The sequence below is a fragment of the Brevundimonas sp. P7753 genome (genome assembly GCF_013386595.1).
In the GTDB taxonomy this organism is placed as follows: Bacteria; Pseudomonadota; Alphaproteobacteria; order Caulobacterales; family Caulobacteraceae; genus Brevundimonas; species Brevundimonas bullata.
In genome coordinates this window covers 25243-46667 of record NZ_JACARP010000025.1, presented here as the reverse complement: position 1 = coordinate 46667, position 21425 = coordinate 25243, and the positions used below count along the sequence as shown (strand labels likewise).

19 protein-coding genes and 1 tRNA gene are annotated in these 21425 nt (G+C 67.7%); 11 read left to right on the top strand and 9 right to left on the bottom strand.

The window, feature by feature from the left end:
• Both HX774_RS20380 and HX774_RS06195 read right to left on the bottom strand, forming a co-directional pair.
• On the bottom strand, positions 1 to 365 hold a 365-nt coding region (locus tag HX774_RS20380), incomplete at its 3' end, for a DUF6538 domain-containing protein (protein ID WP_370523357.1).
• Positions 327 to 402: transfer RNA gene (locus HX774_RS06195), tRNA-Ala, on the bottom strand. The genes HX774_RS20380 and HX774_RS06195, both read right to left, overlap by 39 nt.
• 121 nt (positions 403 to 523) lie before the next feature.
• On the opposite strand from HX774_RS06195, the gene HX774_RS06190 reads away from it, so the two are divergent.
• From HX774_RS06190 to hisS, 5 genes are all read left to right on the top strand, one after another.
• Positions 524 to 853 (top strand): YggT family protein, encoded by a 330-nt coding sequence (locus tag HX774_RS06190; protein ID WP_178825216.1) that lies wholly within the window; start codon positions 524 to 526, stop codon positions 851 to 853.
• A gap of 132 nt (positions 854 to 985) precedes the next feature.
• Positions 986 to 1864, top strand: a complete 879-nt coding sequence (locus tag HX774_RS06185; RefSeq protein ID WP_178825214.1) for a 3-hydroxybutyryl-CoA dehydrogenase — start codon at positions 986 to 988, stop codon at positions 1862 to 1864.
• Complete coding sequence (locus HX774_RS06180; RefSeq protein ID WP_114818322.1) at positions 1864 to 2427, top strand: hypothetical protein; 564 nt, start codon at positions 1864 to 1866, stop codon at positions 2425 to 2427. Before HX774_RS06185 ends, HX774_RS06180 begins: the two co-directional genes overlap by 1 nt.
• A gap of 75 nt (positions 2428 to 2502) precedes the next feature.
• The gene (locus HX774_RS06175; protein WP_178825212.1) at positions 2503 to 3726 is read left to right on the top strand and encodes a DUF418 domain-containing protein; all 1224 of its coding nucleotides are present in this window, start codon (positions 2503 to 2505) and stop codon (positions 3724 to 3726) included.
• 52 nt (positions 3727 to 3778) lie between these two features.
• Positions 3779 to 5272 (top strand): histidine--tRNA ligase, encoded by a 1494-nt coding sequence (hisS, locus tag HX774_RS06170; RefSeq protein ID WP_178825210.1) that lies wholly within the window; start codon positions 3779 to 3781, stop codon positions 5270 to 5272.
• A gap of 379 nt (positions 5273 to 5651) precedes the next feature.
• On the opposite strand, the gene HX774_RS06165 is transcribed toward hisS, so the two are convergent.
• On the bottom strand, positions 5652 to 7790 hold the full coding sequence (locus HX774_RS06165; protein WP_178825207.1) for a M13 family metallopeptidase: 2139 nt from the start codon (positions 7788 to 7790) through the stop codon (positions 5652 to 5654).
• A gap of 153 nt (positions 7791 to 7943) precedes the next feature.
• Between HX774_RS06165 and HX774_RS06160 the strand changes: the two genes are divergently transcribed.
• Together HX774_RS06160 and HX774_RS06155 are read left to right on the top strand one after the other, a co-directional pair.
• Positions 7944 to 9797, top strand: coding sequence for a cation:proton antiporter (locus HX774_RS06160; RefSeq protein WP_178825205.1), 1854 nt, complete (start codon positions 7944 to 7946; stop codon positions 9795 to 9797).
• 236 nt (positions 9798 to 10033) lie between these two features.
• Positions 10034 to 10693, top strand: coding sequence for a TetR/AcrR family transcriptional regulator (locus HX774_RS06155; protein ID WP_178825203.1), 660 nt, complete (start codon positions 10034 to 10036; stop codon positions 10691 to 10693).
• Between the two features lie 116 nt (positions 10694 to 10809).
• Here HX774_RS06155 and HX774_RS06150 read toward each other — a convergent pair whose 3' ends face one another.
• The gene (locus tag HX774_RS06150; protein WP_178825201.1) at positions 10810 to 11925 is read right to left on the bottom strand and encodes an aromatic ring-hydroxylating dioxygenase subunit alpha; all 1116 of its coding nucleotides are present in this window, start codon (positions 11923 to 11925) and stop codon (positions 10810 to 10812) included.
• Between the two features lie 97 nt (positions 11926 to 12022).
• Between HX774_RS06150 and HX774_RS06145 the strand changes: the two genes are divergently transcribed.
• Both HX774_RS06145 and HX774_RS06140 read left to right on the top strand, forming a co-directional pair.
• On the top strand, positions 12023 to 12961 hold the full coding sequence (locus HX774_RS06145) for an alpha/beta fold hydrolase (RefSeq protein ID WP_178825199.1): 939 nt from the start codon (positions 12023 to 12025) through the stop codon (positions 12959 to 12961).
• 145 nt (positions 12962 to 13106) lie between these two features.
• Positions 13107 to 15185 carry a transglycosylase domain-containing protein gene (locus tag HX774_RS06140; RefSeq protein WP_178825197.1) on the top strand — a complete coding sequence of 693 codons (2079 nt, stop codon included), beginning with the start codon at positions 13107 to 13109 and terminating at the stop codon, positions 15183 to 15185.
• A gap of 156 nt (positions 15186 to 15341) precedes the next feature.
• Here the strand turns inward: HX774_RS06140 and HX774_RS06135 are convergent, their stop codons facing one another.
• The 3 genes from HX774_RS06135 to HX774_RS06125 all read right to left on the bottom strand — a co-directional run bounded on the left by HX774_RS06135 (position 15342) and on the right by HX774_RS06125 (position 18022).
• Positions 15342 to 16055 carry a SprT family zinc-dependent metalloprotease gene (locus tag HX774_RS06135; protein WP_178825195.1) on the bottom strand — a complete coding sequence of 238 codons (714 nt, stop codon included), beginning with the start codon at positions 16053 to 16055 and terminating at the stop codon, positions 15342 to 15344.
• A complete protein-coding gene (locus HX774_RS06130) occupies positions 16021 to 17301 on the bottom strand; it encodes a polyhydroxyalkanoate depolymerase (protein WP_178825220.1) in 1281 nt (426 codons plus the stop codon). Before HX774_RS06130 ends, HX774_RS06135 begins: the two co-directional genes overlap by 35 nt.
• Positions 17302 to 17398: 97 nt before the next feature.
• Positions 17399 to 18022 (bottom strand): SCO family protein, encoded by a 624-nt coding sequence (locus HX774_RS06125; protein ID WP_178825193.1) that lies wholly within the window; start codon positions 18020 to 18022, stop codon positions 17399 to 17401.
• Positions 18023 to 18086: 64 nt separating this feature from the next.
• Here HX774_RS06125 and HX774_RS06120 point away from each other — a divergent pair, with 64 nt between their 5' ends.
• Both HX774_RS06120 and HX774_RS06115 read left to right on the top strand, forming a co-directional pair.
• Positions 18087 to 19589: an ActS/PrrB/RegB family redox-sensitive histidine kinase gene (locus HX774_RS06120; protein ID WP_370523354.1), complete on the top strand. Its 1503-nt coding sequence runs from the start codon at positions 18087 to 18089 to the stop codon at positions 19587 to 19589.
• 69 nt (positions 19590 to 19658) lie between these two features.
• Positions 19659 to 20213 carry an ActR/PrrA/RegA family redox response regulator transcription factor gene (locus HX774_RS06115; RefSeq protein WP_178825191.1) on the top strand — a complete coding sequence of 185 codons (555 nt, stop codon included), beginning with the start codon at positions 19659 to 19661 and terminating at the stop codon, positions 20211 to 20213.
• A 140-nt stretch (positions 20214 to 20353) separates the two neighbouring features.
• On the opposite strand, the gene mmcB is transcribed toward HX774_RS06115, so the two are convergent.
• Together mmcB and HX774_RS06105 are read right to left on the bottom strand one after the other, a co-directional pair.
• Positions 20354 to 20800 (bottom strand): DNA repair putative endonuclease MmcB, encoded by a 447-nt coding sequence (gene mmcB / locus HX774_RS06110; RefSeq protein WP_178825189.1) that lies wholly within the window; start codon positions 20798 to 20800, stop codon positions 20354 to 20356.
• Between the two features lie 44 nt (positions 20801 to 20844).
• Complete coding sequence (locus HX774_RS06105) at positions 20845 to 21375, bottom strand: lipocalin family protein (RefSeq protein ID WP_178825187.1); 531 nt, start codon at positions 21373 to 21375, stop codon at positions 20845 to 20847.
• Positions 21376 to 21425: the final 50 nt, after the last annotated feature.

Genomic DNA, 21425 nt, shown 5'->3' with positions numbered 1-21425 from the left:
TCGGCTCGGTAGCCTGTCCCGAGAGATTTTACGACGTGGGTCTTGCCGACAATCGTGACCAACGACCGGGGAACACGAAGTCGAAGGTAGTAGGTCGATCCACGAACGATGAGGCCAGACGTTTGTCGCCGCCCAGCATCTGGGGACCGTGGAGACGGTTGAAGGGGCCTTTTGGACGGTGTGTGCGCCGAGGTGGTGCTACAGGCTTGGGAAGCTGAACCGACTATAGAGGAACGCTTTTTCGACGGTCGGTGTGGGACCGAGTGACACAGCGTGGTGTCAGTTTTCTCGCCTGATCCTGTCCAAACCCTTGTGGAGCAAGGATTTGGTGGAGCCGAGGGGAGTCGAACCCCTGACCTCGTCATTGCGAACGACGCGCTCTACCAACTGAGCTACGGCCCCGACCGACAGGCAGGGGCGGAGATAAGCGGGGCGTCGGGGGAGTGTCAACGGGTCGCGGACGAAACCTTGGCGTTCGGCGGCCGCGCCGCTAGAAGCGAACAGGTTTCACAGGAATTCGCTCATGGGCATCGGCGCCGGCGTCATCGGCTTCATCTTCTTTCTGATCGGCGCGCTGCTGCAGCTGCTGCTGTTCGCCATCATCGCCAATGCGATCCTGAGCTGGCTGTTCGCCTTCGACGTCATCAACTACCGCAACCGCTTCGTGGCCCAGGTGGCCGAGTTTCTGGATCGGTTCACCTCGCCGGTTCTGGCGCCGCTGCGCCGGGTCATTCCGCCGTTGGGCGGCATGGACCTGACGCCGATCGTGGCCCTGCTGATCATCCAGGGCGTGCAGGGCTATCTTCTGCCGCCGCTGCACGTGGCGGCGCTGGGCCTGGTCGGCGCCTACTGATCTGAAACGTTGGGGCGGGGACACGGGCGGTCAGGAATCGCAATCCCGCCTCATTCCGCCCCTTGCGCGCGGCGGGCGGGCTCCTAAGGTGCCCGCGATTGGTCCCTGCGGGGCCGCAGATTGCGCGTATCTATGACCACGATCAGGACAGTCGCCGTTATCGGCGCCGGGCAAATGGGTTCGGGCATTGCTCAGGCGGTGTCGACCGGCGGCTACGACGTGCGGCTTTACGACCTGTCGGCCGAGCGCATTCCTCTGGCCCAGGGCGAGATCGCGGCCAGTCTGGCGCGGCGCGTCGGGCGCGGCCTGATGACCTCGGCCGAGGCCGACGCCGCCCTGGCGCGCATCCGGCCCGTCGCCTCTCTCGCCGAAGCCGCCCAGGCGGATCTGATCATCGAGGCGGCGTCCGAGGACGAGGCGGTCAAGAAGTCCGTCTTCGTCGGCCTGCTGCCCCACCTGCGTCCCGAGACCCTGCTGGCCTCCAACACCTCGTCCATTTCGATCACCCGCCTGGCCTCGGTCACGGACCGGCCCGACCGCTTCATCGGCCTGCACTTCATGAAGCCGGCGCCGGTGATGAAGCTGGTCGAGATCGTGCGCGGCATCGCCACCTCGGCCGCCACCTATGAGGCCGCCGTCGCCTTCGCCGAGAGCCTGGGCAAGATCACCACCGAGTCCGAGGACTTCCCCGCCTTCATCGTCAACCGCATTTTGGTGCCGATGATGAACGAGGCCATCTATGTCCTGTACGAAGGCGTCGGCAACGTCGCCTCCATCGACAAGGCGCTGAAGCTGGGCGCCAACCACCCGATGGGGCCGCTGGAACTGGCGGACTTCATGGGTCTGGACGTGGTCCTGGCCATCATGAACGTGTTGTATGACGGCTTGGCCGACAGCAAGTACCGCCCCTGCCCGCTGCTGGTGAAGTATGTCGAGGCCGGCTGGCTGGGCAAGAAGAGCGGGCGCGGCTTCTACGACTATTCCGGCCCCGTGCCGGCGCCGACCCGCTGATGTCGCGCCTCGACCGGATCGAGGACCTGCCGGGCCTCAAGCGCGTCGCGCCGCAGCGTTCGACGCAGCGGACCGTACTGGCGTCTCTGGCCGCCGCCGCCTGGCCGCCGCTGATCATCACCCTGGCCATCTGGCCGCCCGAGAACTGGGCCTCGGGCGTCGATACCGACTGGCGGCTGGTGCTGCTGGTGCTGGGCCTGATCGCCGCGCCCGTCGGCCTGTGGATGCTGCGCCAGACCCATGCGCAGGTCGGGCGCCCCTCGACGCGGCTGGGCGTTGTCTGCCGCTTCATGGTCTTCGGCGGACTGCTGGCCGCCGCTGTGCAGATCCTGATCGCCGTGGTCATGTCCCTGTTGTCGGTGATCGCCTCGCAGAGCCTGATGCAGGGACTGGGCGCGCTGGAGACCACCTTGCTGATCTTCGGCGTCGCCGGCCTGCCGCTGGCGGTGCTGGTGGGCGTCAGCTACGCCCTGTGGGCCGGGCTGTGCGTGGCCTTCATCGCCTTCGCCCCCGCGCCGGTGGTCAAGGACCGCATGGGTCTGATGCAGAACGGCGCCGGCTGACATTACGCGGATTTAAGGTGCCGAGGGCGGGCGGGCCCGCGTAAGCCTCGCCTTGATACGGGGAGCGAAGACGCCATGGCCGACCAGACCATCCTGCAACCCGTAGAGACGGGCGCGCGCATTCATACGCTGGACGTGCTGCGCGGCGTCGCCGTGCTCGGCATCCTGGCCGTCAACGCCGCCGCCTTCGCCCTGCCCATGTCGGCGGCGATGTCGCCCGAGCAGTCGCCCTTCCCCCTGGTCGGCGCGTCGGCTGCGGCCCATTGGCTGGTCGAGGTCTTCTTCCATCAGAAGTTCATCACCCTGTTCTCCATGCTGTTCGGCGTGTCGATCTTTCTGGTCGGCGGCGAGCGCAGGGACGAGTCGGGCGGGCGGGTGCTGCGCCGACGCCTGATATGGCTGGGCCTGTTCGGCCTGATCCACGGCCTGGCCTTCTGGTACGGCGACGTCCTGCTGCTCTATGCATGGTCCGGGCTATTCGTGATGCTGATGCGCTCCATGCCGGCGCGCCCCCTGATCCTGTTCGGGATCGGCGCCACCCTGGCGCTGGCCACGCTTCAAGCCGGTACTCAGTGGATGGCGGTCAATGGTCCCTCCGGTCTGACCGAGGCCCTCGGCGACGAGTCCATGCGCCTCGCGGACGGCGCCGTCGCCGCCAGCATCGCCGCCTATCGCAGCGGCTGGCCGGCAGGCCTGATCGAGAACCTGAAGGCCTGGGGCATCCTGCAAAGCGCCAGCCTGTTCGTCTATGTCTTGGCCACCATCCCGCTGATGATGCTGGGCATGGGCCTCTTCAAGGCCGGCTTCTTCCACGGCCGCATGCCGACCCGCGTCTATCTCATCCTCATCGCCGTCGGCGCTGCGGTGCTGGCGCTGCTGGGCGTGCTGGAGTGGCGCGAGATCACGGCAGGCCCCGGCGTTGAAGCCACGCAGGGCTGGGCCAATGTCGTCGCCTCCTATCCGATATTCATCACCCTGGCCTACGCCAGCGGCCTGATCCTGCTGACCTCGCGAGGCGTCGGCTGGGTGCGGCGCATCTTCGCGCCGGTCGGGCGGATGGCCTTCACCAACTACCTGAGCCAGACCATGATCATGAGCACCCTCTTCTACATGCCGTGGGGGCTGCGCCTGATGGGACAGATCGATTATCCGGGCCAGTTGGGCATCGTCGTCGCCGTTTGGGCCCTGCAACTGATCTGGTCGCCACTGTGGCTGAGCCGGTTCCGCATGGGGCCGCTGGAGTGGCTGTGGCGCCGCCTCAGCTATGGTCACGACCTGCCCTTGCGCCGCGAGACCTGAAGCCACGGGTCGGGAAGTTGCAGCCGGTCCGCCGATGGCTTAATCGCGCGGCATGACCGACGAAGCCCCCATCCGCCCCGAAGCCCGCGCCCCCCGGGGGTTCGCCGACCGCCGCGGCCGCGACCTGACCGCCGAACGCCGCATCGTCGCGCGCGTATCCGAGGTCTACGAGCGCTGGGGCTTCGAGCCGCTGGAGACCCCGGCGTTTGAATACGCCGACGCCCTGGGCAAGTTCCTGCCGGACGCCGACCGTCCCAACGAGGGCGTCTTCGCGCTTCAGGACGACGCCGGGTCGGACGAGCCGGGCGAGTGGATGGCCCTGCGCTATGACCATACCGCCCCCCTGGCCCGCTTCGCGGCCCAGAACTGGGAAACCCTGCCCAAGCCGTTCCGCCGCTATGCCTATGGTCCGGTCTGGCGCAACGAGAAGCCCGGCCCCGGCCGCTTCCGCGAGTTCTGGCAGTGCGACGCCGACACCGTCGGTTCAGACCGTCCTGAAGCCGACGCAGAGATCATCGCCATGGGCTGCGAGGGCCTGCGCGCCGCCGGTCTAGGCGACGGCCAGTCGGTGATCCGCGTCTCCAACCGCAAGCTGTTCGACGGCCTGTTCGACGCCGGCGGCGTGACCGACGCGGTGCAGCGCCTGACTGCGCTTCGCGCCGTCGACAAGTACGATCGCCTGGGCCTGGAGGGCGTGCGCGCCCTGCTGGGCGAAGGCCGCCTGGACGAGTCCGGCGACTACACCAAGGGCGCCCGCCTGCCCGCCGCCGTCATCGGCGCGGTCGAGGCCTTCCTCGTCTCGGCCGAGACGCCCGGCCTGAGCCGCGCGGGCGTTCTGGACGCCGTGGCGAATGCGGGAGCCGCCTTGGGCGCGGCGGGCGAGGCCGCCCTGGCCGAGCTGTCCGCCATCGACCGCGCTCTGACCGCCATGCGCGTCGGCGAGGCCGAGGTGAAGTTCGACCCGACCATCGTGCGCGGGCTGGAATACTACACCGGCGCCGTGTTCGAGGCCGAGCTGCTGCTGGACACCAAGGACGACAAGGGCAGGGCCGTACGCTTCGGCTCCATCGGCGGCGGCGGTCGCTATGACGACCTGGTAGCCCGCTTCACCGGCCAGTCCGTACCCGCCACCGGCTTCTCCTTCGGCGTCTCGCGTCTGGCCTCGGCCCTGCGCGCCGCCGGTCGCGGCGCCGACGACGCCACGCGCGGCCCCGTCGTGGTCATCGTCTTCTCCGAGGACGACATGCAGCACTATCTCGACGCGGTGTCGGAACTGCGCGCCGCCGGGATCGCCGCCGAGCTCTATCTGGGTCGCGCCGGCATGAAGGCGCAGATGAAGTACGCCGACCGTCGCGGCTCGCCCGCCGTGGTCATCCTGGGCGGCGACGAACTGGCTGCGGGCGAAGTGACCATCAAGGATCTGGACGCCGGGCGCGCCCGCGCCGCCGCCATCGCCGACAACGAAGCCTGGAAGGCCGAACGCCCAGGCCAGCAGAAAGTGGCCCGCAGCGAACTGGTCACAACGGTTCGCGCCATTATCGAATAAGCTTCGATTAAACCCGCGCTCTCAACATGGGTTATCGATGTTTAGTCACAAATGGCTGCTTTTTGACGTTTGCATTGATTGACTTGAACCCTGAGTTCGCGTCATTTGGTCTCACTCAAGAGGCGCAGCGGTCAAACGCAGCGACAACTTGAAGGCGTTTCGGGGAGGAAACGTCCGCTCCTTAGAGAGCGATAAAGCCCGCTGCGATGTATCCCCCGCAGCGGGCTTTTTCATGCCTGAAGCTCGGAATATCGGCCCGTGCGCCTGACTTTCACAGAACCATTCTCGAAGCCTGTTCGATAGAGCAAGCCGCGCCTCAGCCATGAAAAAGGGCCGGAGCGTCGCCGCCCCGGCCCTCTTCATTCGTCAGGCGTCGCCTCTACCAGATGCGGACGCGGTCTTCGGGCGCGAGGTAGTACTTGTCGCCCGGCTTGACGCCGAAAGCCTCGTACCAGGCGTCCACGTTGCGCACCGGGCCGATGACGCGGAACTCGGCCGGGCTGTGCGGATCGGTGGCGATCTGATTCTTCAGCGCGTCCTCACGGTACTTCGACTGCCAGACCTGGGCCCAGCCGTAGAAGAAGCGCTGGTCGCCGGTCACGCCGTCGATCACCGGCGCGGGCTTGCCGGCCAGCGACAGGTGATAGGCCTCAAGACCGACCGCCGTGCCGGCGGCGTCGCCGATGTTCTCGCCCATGGTCAGGCCGCCCTGAACATGGAAGCCCGGCAGCGGCTCATAGGCGTCGTACTGGGCGCCCAGTCGCGTGGTCAGGGCCTGGAAATTGGCCTTGTCCTCATCGGTCCACCAGTTGCGCAGCACGCCGTCGCCGTCGGACTTGGAGCCCTGGTCGTCGAAGCCGTGGCCGATCTCGTGGCCGATGACGCCGCCGATGCCGCCGTAGTTGACCGCCGGGTCCGCGTTCGGATCGAAGAAGGGCGGCTGCAGGATGGCCGCCGGGAAGACGATCTCGTTATTGGCGGAGTTGTAGTAGGCGTTGACCGTCTGCGGGGTCATGCCCCACTCGGCCTTGTCGACCGGCTGGTTCAGGCGGTTCAGCTGATAGTTCCACTGGAACTGGCCCAGACGCTGGGTATTGCCGAACAGGTCGTCGGCGCGGACCTCCAGGGCGGAATAGTCGCGCCACGTCTCCGGGTAGCCGATCTTGACCGTAAACTTGCGCAGCTTCTCCTGGGCCGCCGCCTTCGTTTCCGTCCCCATCCAGGTCAGGTTGTCGATGCGGTGCGACAGGGCGGTGCGCAGGTTGGCGACCAGCTCTTCCATCTTGGCCTTGGACTCGGCCGGGAAGTATTCGGCGACATAGAGACGGCCAGCAGCTTCGCCCAGCGAACCTTCAGCAAAGCTGATGGCGCGCTTTTCGCGGCTGCGCTGCTCGGGCTGGCCCGACAGGTCGCGCGAACGGAACTCCCACTGGGCGTCCGAGAAGCGCTTCGACAGGGTCGAGGCGGCGTCATCGGTCGTGTGGAAGGCCTGCCAGGCCTGCAGGGTGTCGATCGGCGCCTCGGCGAAGATGGCGGCGATCTTGGGCATGGCGGTGTTCTGGCGCACGATCAGGCGATCGATCGAGCCTAGGCCCGCAGCGTTGAAGTAGCCGTTCCAGTCGAAACCAGGAGCTTCGGCGGCCAGGGTCTGGATGGTGTATTCGTTGTAGGTCTTGTCGCGGTTGCGGTTCTCGATCGGGGTCCAGTGGGCCTCGGCGATCTTGGTTTCCAGCGCCACGATAGCGGCGGCGTGACCGGCGGGATCAGCCCAGCCGATATTGGTCAGCATCCGCTCGATATAGGCCTGGTACTTCTCCTTCTTGTCCGCAAAGCGGGCGTCCAGATAGTAGTCGCGGTTGGGCAGGCCGATGCCCGACTGACCCGCCGAGACGACGTAACGAGTCGGCTGCTTCTGATCGATGGTGATGCCGGTGCCGAAGAAGGACGAGCCGACGCGGCCCTGGGTCTGCCCCATGTAGGCGGCGATCTTTTCGTGCGTATCAGCGGCGCGGATGGCGGCGAGATAGGGCTGCAGCGGCTGGGCGTCGAGTTGCTCGATGCGCGCCTCGTCGATGTAGCTGCGATAGGCGTCGGCGATCTTGGCCTCATCCGAACCGGGCGTCAGGTCCTTGCGGGCGACCAGGTCCTGGATCAGGGCCTTCATGCGGTTATCCGACAGTTCGCGCAGCAACGGGAAGGAGCCGTAGGAGGTGCGGTCCGACGGGATCTCCAGCTTGTCCAAGGCCGCCCCGTTGGCGTAGCGGAAGAAGCTGTCGCCCGGCGACACCGAGGTGTCGCGACCCGACAGGTCGAAGCCCCAGTCGCCATACTTGGGCGCGTCCGTGCCGACCCAGCCGGCCGGCGCGGCCCCGCCTTCGGGCGCCGAGGCGCCGTGGAACAGCTCCACGACCGTGCAGCTCTCGTCCACGCAGGCGTGGTCGTGACCGTCTTGCGCCGCCGCCATGCCGGCCGGCAGGAGCAGGGCGCCGACAGCGGCCCCGATCAGCAGTTTCTTCATAAGCAATTCCCTCGACTAACCCGTGCTCAGGTTCGGCGCGGACCCTAGCCCCGCCGTGAGCGCCGTCGCGTCTTAAAAAAAGTTCATGAAAGACGCGAGCGCTCTCGCCAGAACGTGATCGTCTGGGTCACAGTGCGGCGCTACGGAGGATCGATGGGCGAAACGCACGGCGGCGAGTATCGGGATCTGGTGGTCTTCCTGGCCGCTGCGGGGGTCGTCGTCCCCCTGTTCAACCGCCTCAAGATCAGCCCCGTGCTGGGCTTTCTGGCGGCCGGCGTCCTGCTGGGGCCCGACGGCCTGGGCCGGTTCGCCCAGAGCCACGGCTGGCTCAGCTGGCTGACCATCGGCGACCAGGCCCAGATCCGCCAGCTGTCGGAACTGGGCGTCGCCTTCCTGCTGTTCATGATCGGGCTGGAGCTGTCGTGGGAACGTCTGAGGGCCATGCGGCGGCTGGTCTTCGGCCTGGGCATGCTTCAGGTCGCCGTCTGCACCCTCGCCATCGCCGTCGTCTTCATGGCCCTGGGCCAGTCTCTGGCGGGCGCGGCGGTGCTGGGCATGGGCCTGGCCCTGTCCTCGACCGCCGTGGTCATGCCGGTGCTGGCGGCCCAAGGCCGGATCAACAGCGAGACCGGGCGCGCCACCTTCGCCGTTCTGCTGGCGCAGGATGTGGCCGTCGCCCCCATCCTGATCACCGTCACCGTCCTAGCCGCCCTGGCTCAGAGCGGGGCTTCCGTCGAGCCCGCCGAGCTGGGGCGCGCGCTCTTCACCCTGCTGCCGGCGGCCGGCGGCCTGTTCCTGATGGTGCTGCTGGGACGGCTGGTCTTGCGCCCCATGTTCCGGTCGGTCGCCCGGGCCCAGCATCGCGGCGAGGGGCGCGAACTGTTCGTCGCCGCCAGCCTGCTGGTCGTCGTCGTCTCCGGCCTGACGGCTCAGGCGGTCGGCCTGTCGATGAGCCTGGGCGCCTTGGTCGCCGGGGTGCTCCTGGCCGAAACCGAGTTCCGGCGCGAGGTCGAGGTGGCCATCGACCCGTTCAAGGGCCTGCTGCTGGGCGTCTTCTTCATCGGCGTCGGCATCGGTCTGGACCTCGACGCCGTCGCGGCCGACCCGACCACGGTCCTCGGGCTGGCGGGCGGGCTGATCGTGTTGAAGGCCCTGATCATCTTCATCCTGGCCCGCGCCTGGGGTCTGGCCGCGCGATCGGCCATCGAGACCGCCCTGGTGCTGGGCCCGGCGGGCGAGTTCGCCTTCGTCATCCTGTCCACCGGCCTGGTCGAGGGCCTGGCCTCGCCGGAACTGACGCGCAAGGCCATGCTGGCCGCGACCCTCAGCATGTTCACAGTGCCCCTGCTGGCGGTCCTGGCGCGCGCCTTGACCCGACAGGCCGCGCCCCCCGCCGACGTCGAGACCCAAGGCCTGAGCCCCAGCGCCGACGTCCCCACCCCCGACGGCGCCGTGCTGATCGTCGGCTTCGGACGGGTCGGGCGGCTGATCGGCGAACTGCTGGTCGAACATGATCAGAAGTTCGTCGCCCTGGACGCCGATCCCGCCTCGGTCCGGTCCGGTCGCGCCGAAGGCCATGAGGTCTATTACGGCGACGCCGCGCGGCCCGACATGCTGAGCGCCTGCGGCCTGGAATCGGCCCGCGCCCTGATCGTCACCATGGATAGCCCGACCAAAGTCGATGAGGTGGTGAAGACCGCCCGCGCCCTGCGGCCCGACCTGATCCTGATCGCCCGCGCTCGCGACGATCATCACGCCGCGCGCCTCTACGCCTTGGGCGTCACCGACGCCGTGCCAGAGACCACCGAGGCCAGCCTTCAGCTGGCCGAAAACACCCTGGTCGATCTCGGCGTACCCATGGGGCTTGTGCTGGCCTCGATCCACGAGCGTCGCGACGGCTTCCGCAAGGCCTTTCAGGCGGCGGCGCCGGATGGTCGCGGCGTCCGCCCCGCGCGGGCGTTCCGCAGCGTCCGTTCGTCGCCGCCGCCACCGAACACCAGTACGTAAACTACGTAAAAACCCTTATGCGGATTGACCTTACGGCCAAGCTTAAGCAAGATTTGAGATCGGTTCGCGACCCATTTTGGTCAATGTTCGGTGATGAAAGTTCACCTCCCCCCACGGGACGCTCGTTGTCGTCTTATCGTGGTCCACGCCGAGGCGGCGCCGGATCAGGTTCGCTGCGGCTGGCGTCCTTCACGACCGGCGGGCGTAAGCCCTTCCCGAGCCAGAGTATTTTCCTGATGCGTGAGACCATTTCGTCCGCCCCCGAAGTCGCCGACACCGAGGGCCAACCCCGCCTGAACCGTCGTCAGGCCGCCAAGATCCGCACGCGCCAGAAGGTGCTGGACGCCGCGCGCGCCCTGTTCGCCGAGCGCGGATACGACGCCGCCACCATCCGAGACATCGCAAAAGGCGCCGGAATGTCGACCGGCGCGGTCTTCGCCAACTTCCAGGACAAGGCCGAACTGTTCGAGTGCGTCTTCGCCGAAGAAATGGCCGGCCTCCTGCAGGACATCCAGACCGCCGCCGGACATGAAGGCCGCGTCGCCGAGCGCCTGGCCGAGGGCCTGACCGCCGGCTACCACCGCTCGCTGGAGCACCTGCCGCTGATGCAGGCCATGATCGCTCGCTCCTGGTTCCAGCCGGAAGCCGCCGACGAGCGTTCGCGCACCTTCGTCAAGCCGATCATCGAAGCCGTCATCGCCGTGCTGCAAGCCGGCATCCGCGAAGGCGAACTGCGTCAGGACCTGGACCAACTGGTGCTGGGCCGGATGATCTGGGACACCTTCATCGCCAACTTCCGCTACGCCGCCTACGACAACTGGGGCATTGAGGAACTGACGCCGCACATCCGCAAGCAGTTGGACCTGATCCTGTCCAGCCAGCTGGCGCGGCAGTAGTCGACGGGGGCCGATGCGCGCCCCTGACCGCCGAACAAAAAAGGCCTCTCCCAGCGCGGGAGAGGCCTTTTTCTTGGCTTCAAGCTTGGAGCGGGCCGACCGTGGCAGCCCTCCAATCAGCTCTTCCACCTCAAGACCACTTCCTTGATGGGATTGATGAAGCTGCGGCCTTCGGCGCGGCTCTTGATCCATTCGCGCTTGAGCTGCTGGTACCACTTGGCCTGTTTGTCGGCGTCGTCGATCCAGATCAGGGCCGGGTCGTACTTTAGCCCCTCGTTCTGCAGGTTCACCATGCCGCCGTCCTGCTTCAGGAAGGCGACGACGCCCATCCGCAGGAAGGGCTTGGCGACGTTGAACACCCAGTGGTCGGACCAGAAGATCTGGGTGATGCGCGTCTTCGTTTCCGTCACCGGCGTCAGGCAGGTCAGGGCCAGCACCTGCTTGGCGCCCACCTGGATATGCTCCCAGCGATAGCCGGGCAGGCGGAAGGTGATCTCGGTCGCCGGCGCCCCGCCCAGGATCTTGTAGAGGCGGCTGTTCGACGACGGGGCGTGGCGCACCATGGCCCAGCCATAGTCGCGCGGCGCAAAGGTCTTGGCCTTTTCGTGCATCGAGTGTTCGGAGCGCCACCACCACTGCTGATGGACGAAGGGGCCGTGCGCCGGGTCCATCAGGCCGATGACGGCGTGATCGATATGGCTGTCGAAATCCATGGCCTCGACCAGCTTCACCTCGCCCTCGGCCCCGGGGAAGAGCGGCGGCTCGTGGTCGGGCTCGGACGGGGCGCGGGCGTCCGCGGCCATCCAGACAAAGACCAGACCCTGACTCTCGCGCACCGGATAGGACCGCACGCGGATGCGGTTGGCCTCAAAGGCCTGATCCTCGACCAGGGACGGGATGGCGGCGCAGACGCCGTCGGGACGGAAGCGCCAGCCGTGATAGGGGCACTCGATCGTCTCGCCCTCGCCCGGCTTCTCGACCAGACGCCCGGCCGACAGGGGCGCGGCGCGATGGGGGCAGATGTCGCGCATGGCGTAGACGTCCCCCGCGCGCGTCCGGCCGATCAGGACCGGCTCGTCCATCACCTCATAGCGCTTCAGGTTGGCGACCGGCACGTCGCGCGCCAGGGCGACGAAATACCAGGCGTCGCGCACGAAGCCCTTGCCGAAGGCGGTCGGCGGCGCCTTGGCCTCGGGAGTGGTCGCGGAGGAGGAAGCAGCGTCAGCGGTCATGGCCGCTATCTAGCAGCAGGGACCGCCGCCCGTCCAAAGCCCATTCCCTTCCTCGCTCGATGAATTAATCTGGGTCAAAATCTCCGGAAGAGACGCCATGATCCGAACCGCCTGCATCGCCTTGTCCGCCGCCGTCTTGCTGGGCGGACCCGCTCTGGCTCAGGACGGCCACGTCAACCACGCCGAGGGCCATGCCCACGCCGCCTTCGCGTCCGACCGCATCCATGTCGCGGTCGACGGCGACACGGATGGTCGCGACATCATCCTCATTCCCGGCCTCAGTTCCTCGCCCGAGATCTGGCAGGGCACCGTGGATCACCTGATCGCGCAGGACGGCGTGGGCTGGCGGGTTCACCGCATCCATGTTCAGGGCTTCGCCGGCGCCCCCGCCAAGGCCAATGCCACCGGCCCCGTCGCCGCCCCGGTGGCCGAAGAAATCGCCCGCTATATCCGCGAAAACGGCCTGAACAAGCCCGCCGTCGTCGGCCACTCGATGGGCGGGACCATGGGCATGATGCTGGCCGCGCGGCATCCCGATCTGGTCGGCCGGCTGATGGTCGTGGACATGATCCCCTTCATGGGCGCCATGTTCGGCCCGCCCGGAACCACGGCGGAAAGCGTCGTCCCTGTCGCCGATCAGGTCTTCACCGCCCAGTCGACCGCGCCCCGCGACCAGTACCTGACCCAGGCCAAGGCCGCCGTCACCGGCATGATCAAGACCGAGGCCGCCCGCTCCGGCCCGTTGCAGGACACTGAAACCAGCGACCAGCAAGTATCGGCCTCCGCCTTCCGCGAACTGATCGTTACAGACCTGCGCCCCGAACTGTCCAAGATCACCGCCCCGGTCGAAGTCCTCTATGTGAAGTTCAACGATCCGCGCATGACCGACCCCATCACCGACGCCATCTATCAGATGTCGTTCGCGACCCTGCCGGGGGCGAAACTGAAGCGCATCGACGACAGCGCCCACTTCATCATGCTGGACCAACCCCAGGCGTTTTACGGTGATCTCGACGCCTTTCTTTCGGCGAAATAGGTCCTCACGCTCCTGTGATTAGAAACGACGGCGTTTTCTGCGGCGGCGTGACCCGGCATCTTGCTGGCGCGAATATCTGAGTTTGGACGCTGTCGCGTCCCGACGGATTTCGCTCTAGGGTCACGCCGCTGCAAAAGGGACTTTCATGGCGCGTAAAGACGGCGGACCGGACCGCAATGAGCAGGGCGGCGGCAAGAAGCCGCGTCGCTCCTTCCTCGGCAACCTCCTCTACTGGGGCGCGGTGCTGGCCGTCTGGGGCCTGATCTTCGCCGTCGTCTTCTTCGCCGTCTTCGCGCGCGACCTGCCGGACACCTCGACCCTCTATGACGTCGAGCGTCAGCCCTCAATCACCTATCTGGACCGCTCGGGCGCCCTGATCGCGGTGCGCGGCACCCAGATGGCGCCGCCGGTCGATCTGGACGCCCTGCCCGACTATGTCCCCGCCGCCTTCATCGCCATCGAGGACCGGCGCTTCTATCACCACCCCGGTTTCGACCCCATCGGCATGAGCCGGGCCATGGCCCTGAACCTCAAGGCCGGACGCGTGGTCCAGGGCGGTTCGACCATCACCCAGCAGCTGGCCAAGAACCTGTTCCTGACGCCCGACCAGAACCTGAAGCGCAAGGTTCAGGAGCTGATGCTGGCCGTCTGGCTGGAACTGAAATTCACCAAGAAAGAGATCCTCGCCCTCTATCTGAACCGGGTCTATTTCGGCGCCGGCGCCTATGGCATCGAGGCGGCCTCGCAGCGCTATTTCGACAAGAGCGCGGACAAGCTGACGGTGGGCGAATCCGCCCTGCTGGCCGGCCTGCTCAAGGCCCCGTCGCGCTATTCTCCCGTGTCCGAGAGCGAGCGCGCCGCCACCCGCGCCACCGTCGTCCTCAATGAAATGGTCGAGGCCGGCGTCATCACCCCGGCCCAGCGCGACGCCGCCGTGGCCGAGCCGGTCCGCGTCTCGCGCACCCTGGCCAGCCAGCACGCCCAGTACTTCATCGACTGGCTGGACAAGCAGATCCGCGGCCTGGTCGGCGAACCGACCGAGGACATGGTGGTCGAGACCACCCTCGACCTGACGCTGCAGACCGACGCCGAGCGCGCCGTGCGCCGCATCCTGGATCGCGACAAGGGCCGTGGGGTCGAACAGGCGGCCCTGGTCGCCCTGGACGGCGAGGGTCGGGTCCGCGCCATGATCGGCGGCGGCTCCTATGCCGACAGCCAGTTCAACCGCGCCGTCGACGCCCGCCGTCAGGCCGGCTCGGCGTGGAAGCCCTTCGTCTATCTGGCGGCGGTCGAGGCCGGCTACACCCCGACCACCCCCGTCGTGGACCAGCCCGTGACCATCGGCGGCTGGTCGCCGCGCAACTATTCCGGCAATTTCTCGGGCCAGATGACCTTGGCTCAGGCCGTGGCCCAGTCGACCAATACGGTGGCCGCCTATGTCGCCGATCAGGTCGGCCGCGATTCCGTGGCCCGCGCCGCGCGGCGTCTGGGCATCACCAGCGAGATCGGTCTGCAGCCCTCCATGGCCTTGGGCGCCGTCGAGGTCAGCCCGCTGGAGATGGCCCAGGCCTATGACGCCTTCGCCAACGGCGGCAAGCGGGTCGAGGCCTATGGCATCAGCCGCATCCGCACCCCCTCGGGCCGCGTCATCTATCAGCACGGCACGGGCGAGAACGGTCAGGCGATCAACAACCCGTCGCTCTACTACATGAACCAGATGCTGCGCGGCGTGATCACCTCGGGCAGCGGCCGTTCCGCCGCCATCAGCGGGCGCGACATCGCCGGCAAGACCGGCACCACCTCGGACTACAAGGACGCCTGGTTCGTCGGCTACACCGGCGGTTTCGTCGCCGCCGTCTGGGTCGGCAAGGACGACAACAAGGCCATGCGCGGCGTCACCGGCGGCTCCTCGCCCGCCGCCATCTGGCGCGGCTTCATGGAGGCCGCCCTGCCCAAGCTGGCGGTCCAGCCCATCCCTAACGGCCCGCCCCTGCCCGAGGGCTGGGTCGCCCCCGATCCGGTCGGCGACATGATGGGTCAGGTCGAGGACCCCTATGCCCAGCCGCTGGAGGGCGAGCCTGGCCCGGCCATCGTCGACGGCCAGCCGCTGCCGACGCCCGCGCCCCTGCCCAATGATCAGCCGATCATCCGCCCGACCTCGCCCCAACCATCCACCAAAGAAGCCCCGCGCAGCGACAAGAAGCCCGAGGCGGTGTTCTTCTAAGCGGAGGAGCAACCAGCTGTTGTTTTTGTCATTCTCCGACGAAGCGAAGCGGAGATCGGGGAACCCAACAGCGCCGAAGGCGAACTCTCAGCGACGCGCTTGGTTTTTCGCCCTTCGGGCGCCGCTTGCCGGAGGATGACGAAAGAGTTGAGAGCCTCAGCGCCCCACGGCGTGCAGCGCCGCGCCGTGGTCGCGCAGCCACTGGCGGAACGGGCGATGATCCCCGACCAGTCGGTGCACCACCGCCCAGTAGGCCGGGCTGTGGTCGGCGTGGACCAGATGGGCGACCTCGTGCGCGGCCAGGTAGTCAGCCACCTCGGACGGGGCCATGATCACGCGCCAGCTGTAGCGGATCGAGCGGTTATGCGGGCTGCACGAACCCCAGCGCGAGCGGGTGTCGACGATCGACACCTTGACCGGCCTTTGGCCTAGCGTCCTCAGATGAACCTCGGTGCGCTCGACCAGAAAGGTGCGCGCCGCCCGCTTGAACCAGTTCTCGACCCGACGCGAGAAGGCCTCGCCCTCGCCGCCCGAGCGGATCACCGGCCCGTCCGGCGTCTCGACCAGACGCGCCGCACCGGCCCCGCCGACGGCCTCCAGCCGCACGCTGCGTCCCAGCCAGGAAACCGTCGCGCCGGGCTCCAGCGGCGAACCCGCGACCCTTGCGGCCAGCCGGTCAGCGATCCATTCCGACTTGGTGCGGGCGAAGGCCACGACCTCGCTCAAGCGCCGCTCGGACGGCGCCACGGCCACGGCTTCGCCGGCGCGCGCGTCAATGCGGATCGATAGCCTTCGGGCGCGCGGGTTCACCGAGAGGCGAAGGGCGCCCCCGCCCTCAAGCGGCAGCCGCTGACCGTTCCGGTACTGCACACAAGGACTCGTTCTGGGCGATGAAGTCGCGCACGCGCGGATAGATCTCGTCGCGGAAGCGGCGGCCGTTGAAGACCCCGTAGTGGCCCACGCCCGGCTGGACGTAGAGCAGGCGGCGCTCATCGGGGATGTTGGGCGTCAGGCCATGCGCGGCCTGGGTCTGACCCACGCCGGAAATGTCATCCTTTTCGCCCTCGACCGTGGCCAGGCCGATGTCGGTGATGGCCGACAGATCCACACGCTTGCCCCTGTGCTCCAGCAGGCCGCGCGCCAGCAGATGCTGCTGGAAGACGATGTCGATGGTCTGGAGATAGAATTCCTCGGTCAGGTCCAGCACCGACAGATACTCGTCATAGAACTGCTCGTGCTTGTCCACTCCGTCGCCGTCGCCGCTGACCAGGTCCTCGAAATAGCGGCGATGGGCGTCGACGTGCTTGTCCTCGTTCATCGACATGAAGCTGTAGAGCTGGACGAAGCCCGGATAGACCCGCCGGCCAAAGCCCGGATAGGGCCAGGGCACGGTGTGGATCATGTTCGACTTGAACCAGGCGAAGGGCTTGGCCTCGGCCAGCTGGTTCGTCACCGTCGGCGACAGGCGGGCGTCGATGGGCGAGCCCATGAAGGTCATGGAGGCGGGCCGGTTCGGGTCGTTCTCTGCCGCCATGACGGCGCAGGCCGCGAGCACCGGCGGTCCCGGCTGGCAGACGCCGACGACGTGGGCGCGCGGGCCGATGGCCGTCAGCATGGCCCGGACGTGATCGATGTAGTCGTAGAAGTCGAAGCGGCCTTCCAGCACCGGCACCTGACGGGCGTTCTCCCAGTCGGCGACATAGACGTCGTGGTCCTGGAGGAAGCCCTCGACTGTGCCGCGCAGCAGGGTGGCGTAGTGACCCGACAGGGGAGCGACGATCAGGACGGCGGGCGCCTCAAGCGCCTTGCCCGCCTTCTTCAGATCGCCTGCGTCGCGCTTGAACCGGACCAGCCGACACCAGGGGGATGACCAGACGACCTGCTCCGTCGTGCGCACGACATGGCCGTCGATGTCGATGGTCTCCAAGCCCCAGCCGGGCTTGCCGTAGCGGCGCGTCAGGCTCTCGAACACCTCGGCCGAGGCGTAGGCCGTGCGACCGATGGCCGTGTCCGAGGCCGGATTGAAAGGCGACGTCCAGAACGACCGGGCCATCTGGGCCCCGATCCGAAACGGCGTCGCCGAATGATAGGCGAGCTCGTGAAATGCGTAGAGCATGAAACCCCGAATGCGGCCCCCGCCGATGTGGCAGTGCAGCATATAACGCATCTCGGCGCAAAGTGGACCAAGGCCGCGCCCGATCAGGGAAAGGTGATCAGCCGCGCTCCATGGCCCGCTCGATCAGCTTGGCGGTCTTGTCCGGCCCCAGGTCATGGGCCACGGCGCTGCGGAACTGGCCGTCAGGCCCCATCAGATAGACGGTCAGGCTGTGGTTCATCGTGTAGCCCTCGCCCTCGCCGACCTTCTGGTAGAAGGCGCGGTAGGCCTTGGCGACCTCAGCCGTCTGCTCCTGCGTGCCGGTCAGGCCGATGACGCCGTCCGGGAAGCCGTCCGACGACAGATAATCCTTCAGCAACTTGGGCGTGTCGCGCTCGGGATCGATGCTGACGAAGACGATCTGAAGGTCCTTGGCCTTGTCCCCCATCCGCTGCTGCACCGCATTCAGAACGCCGAGCGTCGTCGGGCAGTAGTCGGGGCAGTAGGTGAAGCCGAAGAAGACCAGGGTCCACTTGTCCTTCAGGATCGACTGATCGACCACCTGTCCGTCCTGATTGGTCAGGGTGAAGGGACCGCCGACGGTCGGCTGGCCGGTGCCGGTCTCAGCTGCAATCTGAGCGGACTGCTCGCGTCCCTTGACCACGACCATGGTGATCAGGCCCAGGGCCAGGGCGATGACCGCACAGGCGGCGGCGAACAGAACGACGGGACGACGCGGCATCGACTTCTCCTCAAGGTCTGGCGACGGGTGTGCAGCCGCCAGCGTCGCGGTCTATAGAAGAGGCGTGAGCAGCACAGAAGCCCCCTCCCTGTCGCAGGCCGTAAAGGTCGCGGGCCATCCCGGCGCCATGGAGGCCCTGCGCGAGCGGCCCCGGCGCGGGCGCGGCCTTTCGCTTCGCACCCTGATCGTGCTGCGCTGGCTGGCCGTGGTCGGTCAGACCTGCGCCATCCTGACCGCCTATTTCGCCCTGCACTTCCCCCTGCCGCTGTGGGAGTGCCTGCTGACCATCGGGGCCGGGGTGGCGATGAACCTGGCCACCATGGCGCGGGCGCGCCGCGTCGACGGCAGTCTGCCCAACGGTCTGCAGACGGCGACGCAGCTGGGCTTCGACATCCTGCAACTCGCCACCCTGCTGGCCCTGACCGGGGGCCTCGACAATCCCTTCTGCCTGCTGCTGGTCGCGCCCGTGACCATCGCGGCGGCCTCCCTGCCCTCGCGTCAGGCCCTGGTGCTGGGCGTCATGGCCCTGATCGCCCTTGCGGTGCTCTTCTCCTGGTCCCTGCCTCTGCCCTGGCGGATGCATGAGCATCTGGTCCTGCCGCCCCTCTATCGCTTCGGCATGGGCCTGGCCCTGGCCACCGGCGTCCTGTTCACCTCGGGCTACGCCTGGAAGGTGGCCGCCGACGCCGAGAAGCTGGAGCTGGCCCTGGCCACCACCCAGGACGTGCTGCAACGCGAACAGAGGCTGGCAGCGCTGGGCGGTCTGGCCGCCGCCGCCGCCCATGAGCTGGGCACGCCGCTGGCGACCATCCAGGTGGTGGCCAAGGAACTGCTGCGCGCCTCGCCGCCGGACAGCCCGGTCGCCGAGGACGCGGCCCTGATGCTGCAACAGGCCGAACGCTGCCGCGACATCCTGAAACAGTTGTCGGCCCAGCCCGAGGAGGGCGACGCCCTCTACGCCGACATCGACCTGAAGGCCCTGCTGGAAGAGGTGGTCGAGCCGCACCGTGGCTTTGATCTGGACTTCCAGACCGCGATCAAGGCCCCGCCCGGCCAGCCCGTGCCGCGCGTCCACCGTCTGCCCGAGGTCATCCACGGCCTGTCGACCCTGATCGAGAACGCCGCTGACTTCGCCCACAGCCGGGTGCGTGTCACCGCCATCGTCGACGCCGGGTGGATCGAGATCGACATTGTCGACGACGGACCCGGCTTCGCCTCTGAAATCCTGCCGCGCCTGGGCGAACCCTATGTGACCAGCCGCCCCCAGACCAAGGCGCGTCGGGCCCTGGCGGCCCAGATCGCCGCCGCCTCGAACGCGCCGCGCAAGGGCCGCAAGGCCGCGCCGCCGCCGATCACCGCCCCCATCGCCCCCAGCCAGGGCGGCATGGGCCTGGGCTTCTTCATCGCCCGCACCCTGCTGGAGCGCAGCGGCGGCAAGGTCTCGGTCGGCGCCGGCGACGGCGAAAAGGGCCAACCCAAGGGCGCGCGCGTCACCATCCGCTGGCCGCGACAGGCCCTGGAAGTCGCCGATCCGGCGCTGGAGCCCCGCGTGGCGGATGGAACCTGATGTCGCAGTCAGGAGCTAAAACCTTGACCATGCGGCGCAGACGCACGACCTGAGCGTCAGGAGAACCGAATGTCCGAACTCGAAGCCCGTATCGCCACCCTCGCCGACAAGACCCTGCTGCTGCTGGACGACGACGCGGCGCTGCGCACCCGCCTCGGTCGGGCGCTGGAAGCCCGCGGCTTCGAGGTGACCCTGGCGGGTTCGGTGGCCGAGGCCGGCGACGCCCTGCGTGTCTCGGTCCCCGCCTTCGCCGTGCTGGACATGCGGCTGGAGGACGGCAACGGCCTGAAGGTGGTCGAGGCCATCCGCGAGCGCCGCGAGGACGCCCGCATCGTCATGCTGACCGGATACGGCGCCATCGCCACCGCCGTCGCGGCGGTCAAGGCAGGCGCCGTGGATTACATGCAAAAGCCCGCCGACGCCGACGACGTGGTCAAGGCCCTGCTCTCGGTCGGCGAAGCCCCCGAACCGCCGGAAAACCCGATGAGCGCCGACCGGGTGCGCTGGGAGCATATCCAGCGCGTCTATGAGCTGTGCGACCACAATGTTTCGGAAACCGCCCGCCGCCTGGGCATGCACCGCAGGACCTTGCAGCGAATTCTGGCGAAGCGCGCGCCTCGCTAAGCCTTTCCTCCCCACCCTGTGGGAAGGGGGACCACGCAGTGGAGGGGGCGCGCAGACGGTCGCCGGGGTGTCGCCCCCTCCGTCTCGTCGGCTGGGCCGCCGATCCACCTCCCCATTCGCTCCGCGAACAGGGTGGAAAATCAGTCCCGCATGGTTCTGAGCGCCCCCAACCGGGCGAAGGCCAGCGTCAGCGCCTTCCTGCGCGCTGGGGCCAGGGGCGTGGCGGGTGCGTCCCGGACCACCGCCCCGCCGAAGCCGTCGGCGACGATCAGGCCCGGCGCCTCGGGCAGGACGGATTGCGGAAACTCCGGCGCGACGGCGAAGTAGAAGGCGTCGCAGAAAGGCCCATACTCCTGCCATTTGCGATCGACGCGATAGTCGTCGATCCCCGACTTCACCTCGCAGATGACGATATCGCCCTTCGACCCCAGGGCCATGACATCGGCGCGCCGACCGTTGGGCAGACAGACCTCCAGCAGGGGCGCATAGCCCATGTCCAGCATCAGCCGCGCCGCCCCGCGCGTGACCGACAGGGTCGTTTCTGGACGACTGAAAACCAGTTCGAGATGCAGGGCGGAGGCGGTCATACCGACTTTATGTTCCGCCTATGTTCTTATCGCAAGCGGCGCCGTCAGCGCCCAGTGTGAACCTGCTGGCCGCTGAAGCCCAGTTCCCGCGCCCGTGCGATCAGCCGCGTCCGCGTGGCCTCGGACGGGCTCTGGCTGCGGTGCCATATCCACCAGTTCGACTTGTTCGGCAGGCCCATGATGACCCAGCTGTAGTCGGGCGCATGGTCCCAGACCCAATAGTTCTGACCCGCCAGACCGCCAAAGCCGAGCAGCCCCCTCAAGGTGAAACGGAACTTGGCGTTGGTCGAGGCGTCGGTGACGCGGGCGGCGGCGCGCAGGGTCTCGATCTGTCCGCCCGGCCGCCGGGTGCAGGTCACGGCCAGGGCGTAGCGTCCGGTCTGCCCCTCAGGCGTAAAGTCGATCTGGGCGCGGCTGCAGTCCTTCTGGACATCATTGGGATTGCGCACGATCTCGAACCAGCGCCCGTCGAAGCGGTTCAGATCCACCGCCTCGGCCTGGGCCAGGGCAGGGCCGGCGAACAGACTGAGGCCGACGACCAGCGGCGCCAGGGGGCTCAAGGTGCGGTGTCTCATGCGGCGTCCTCCGAAAGTCCCGACAAGACCCATACGCCCGACGCCGGGCT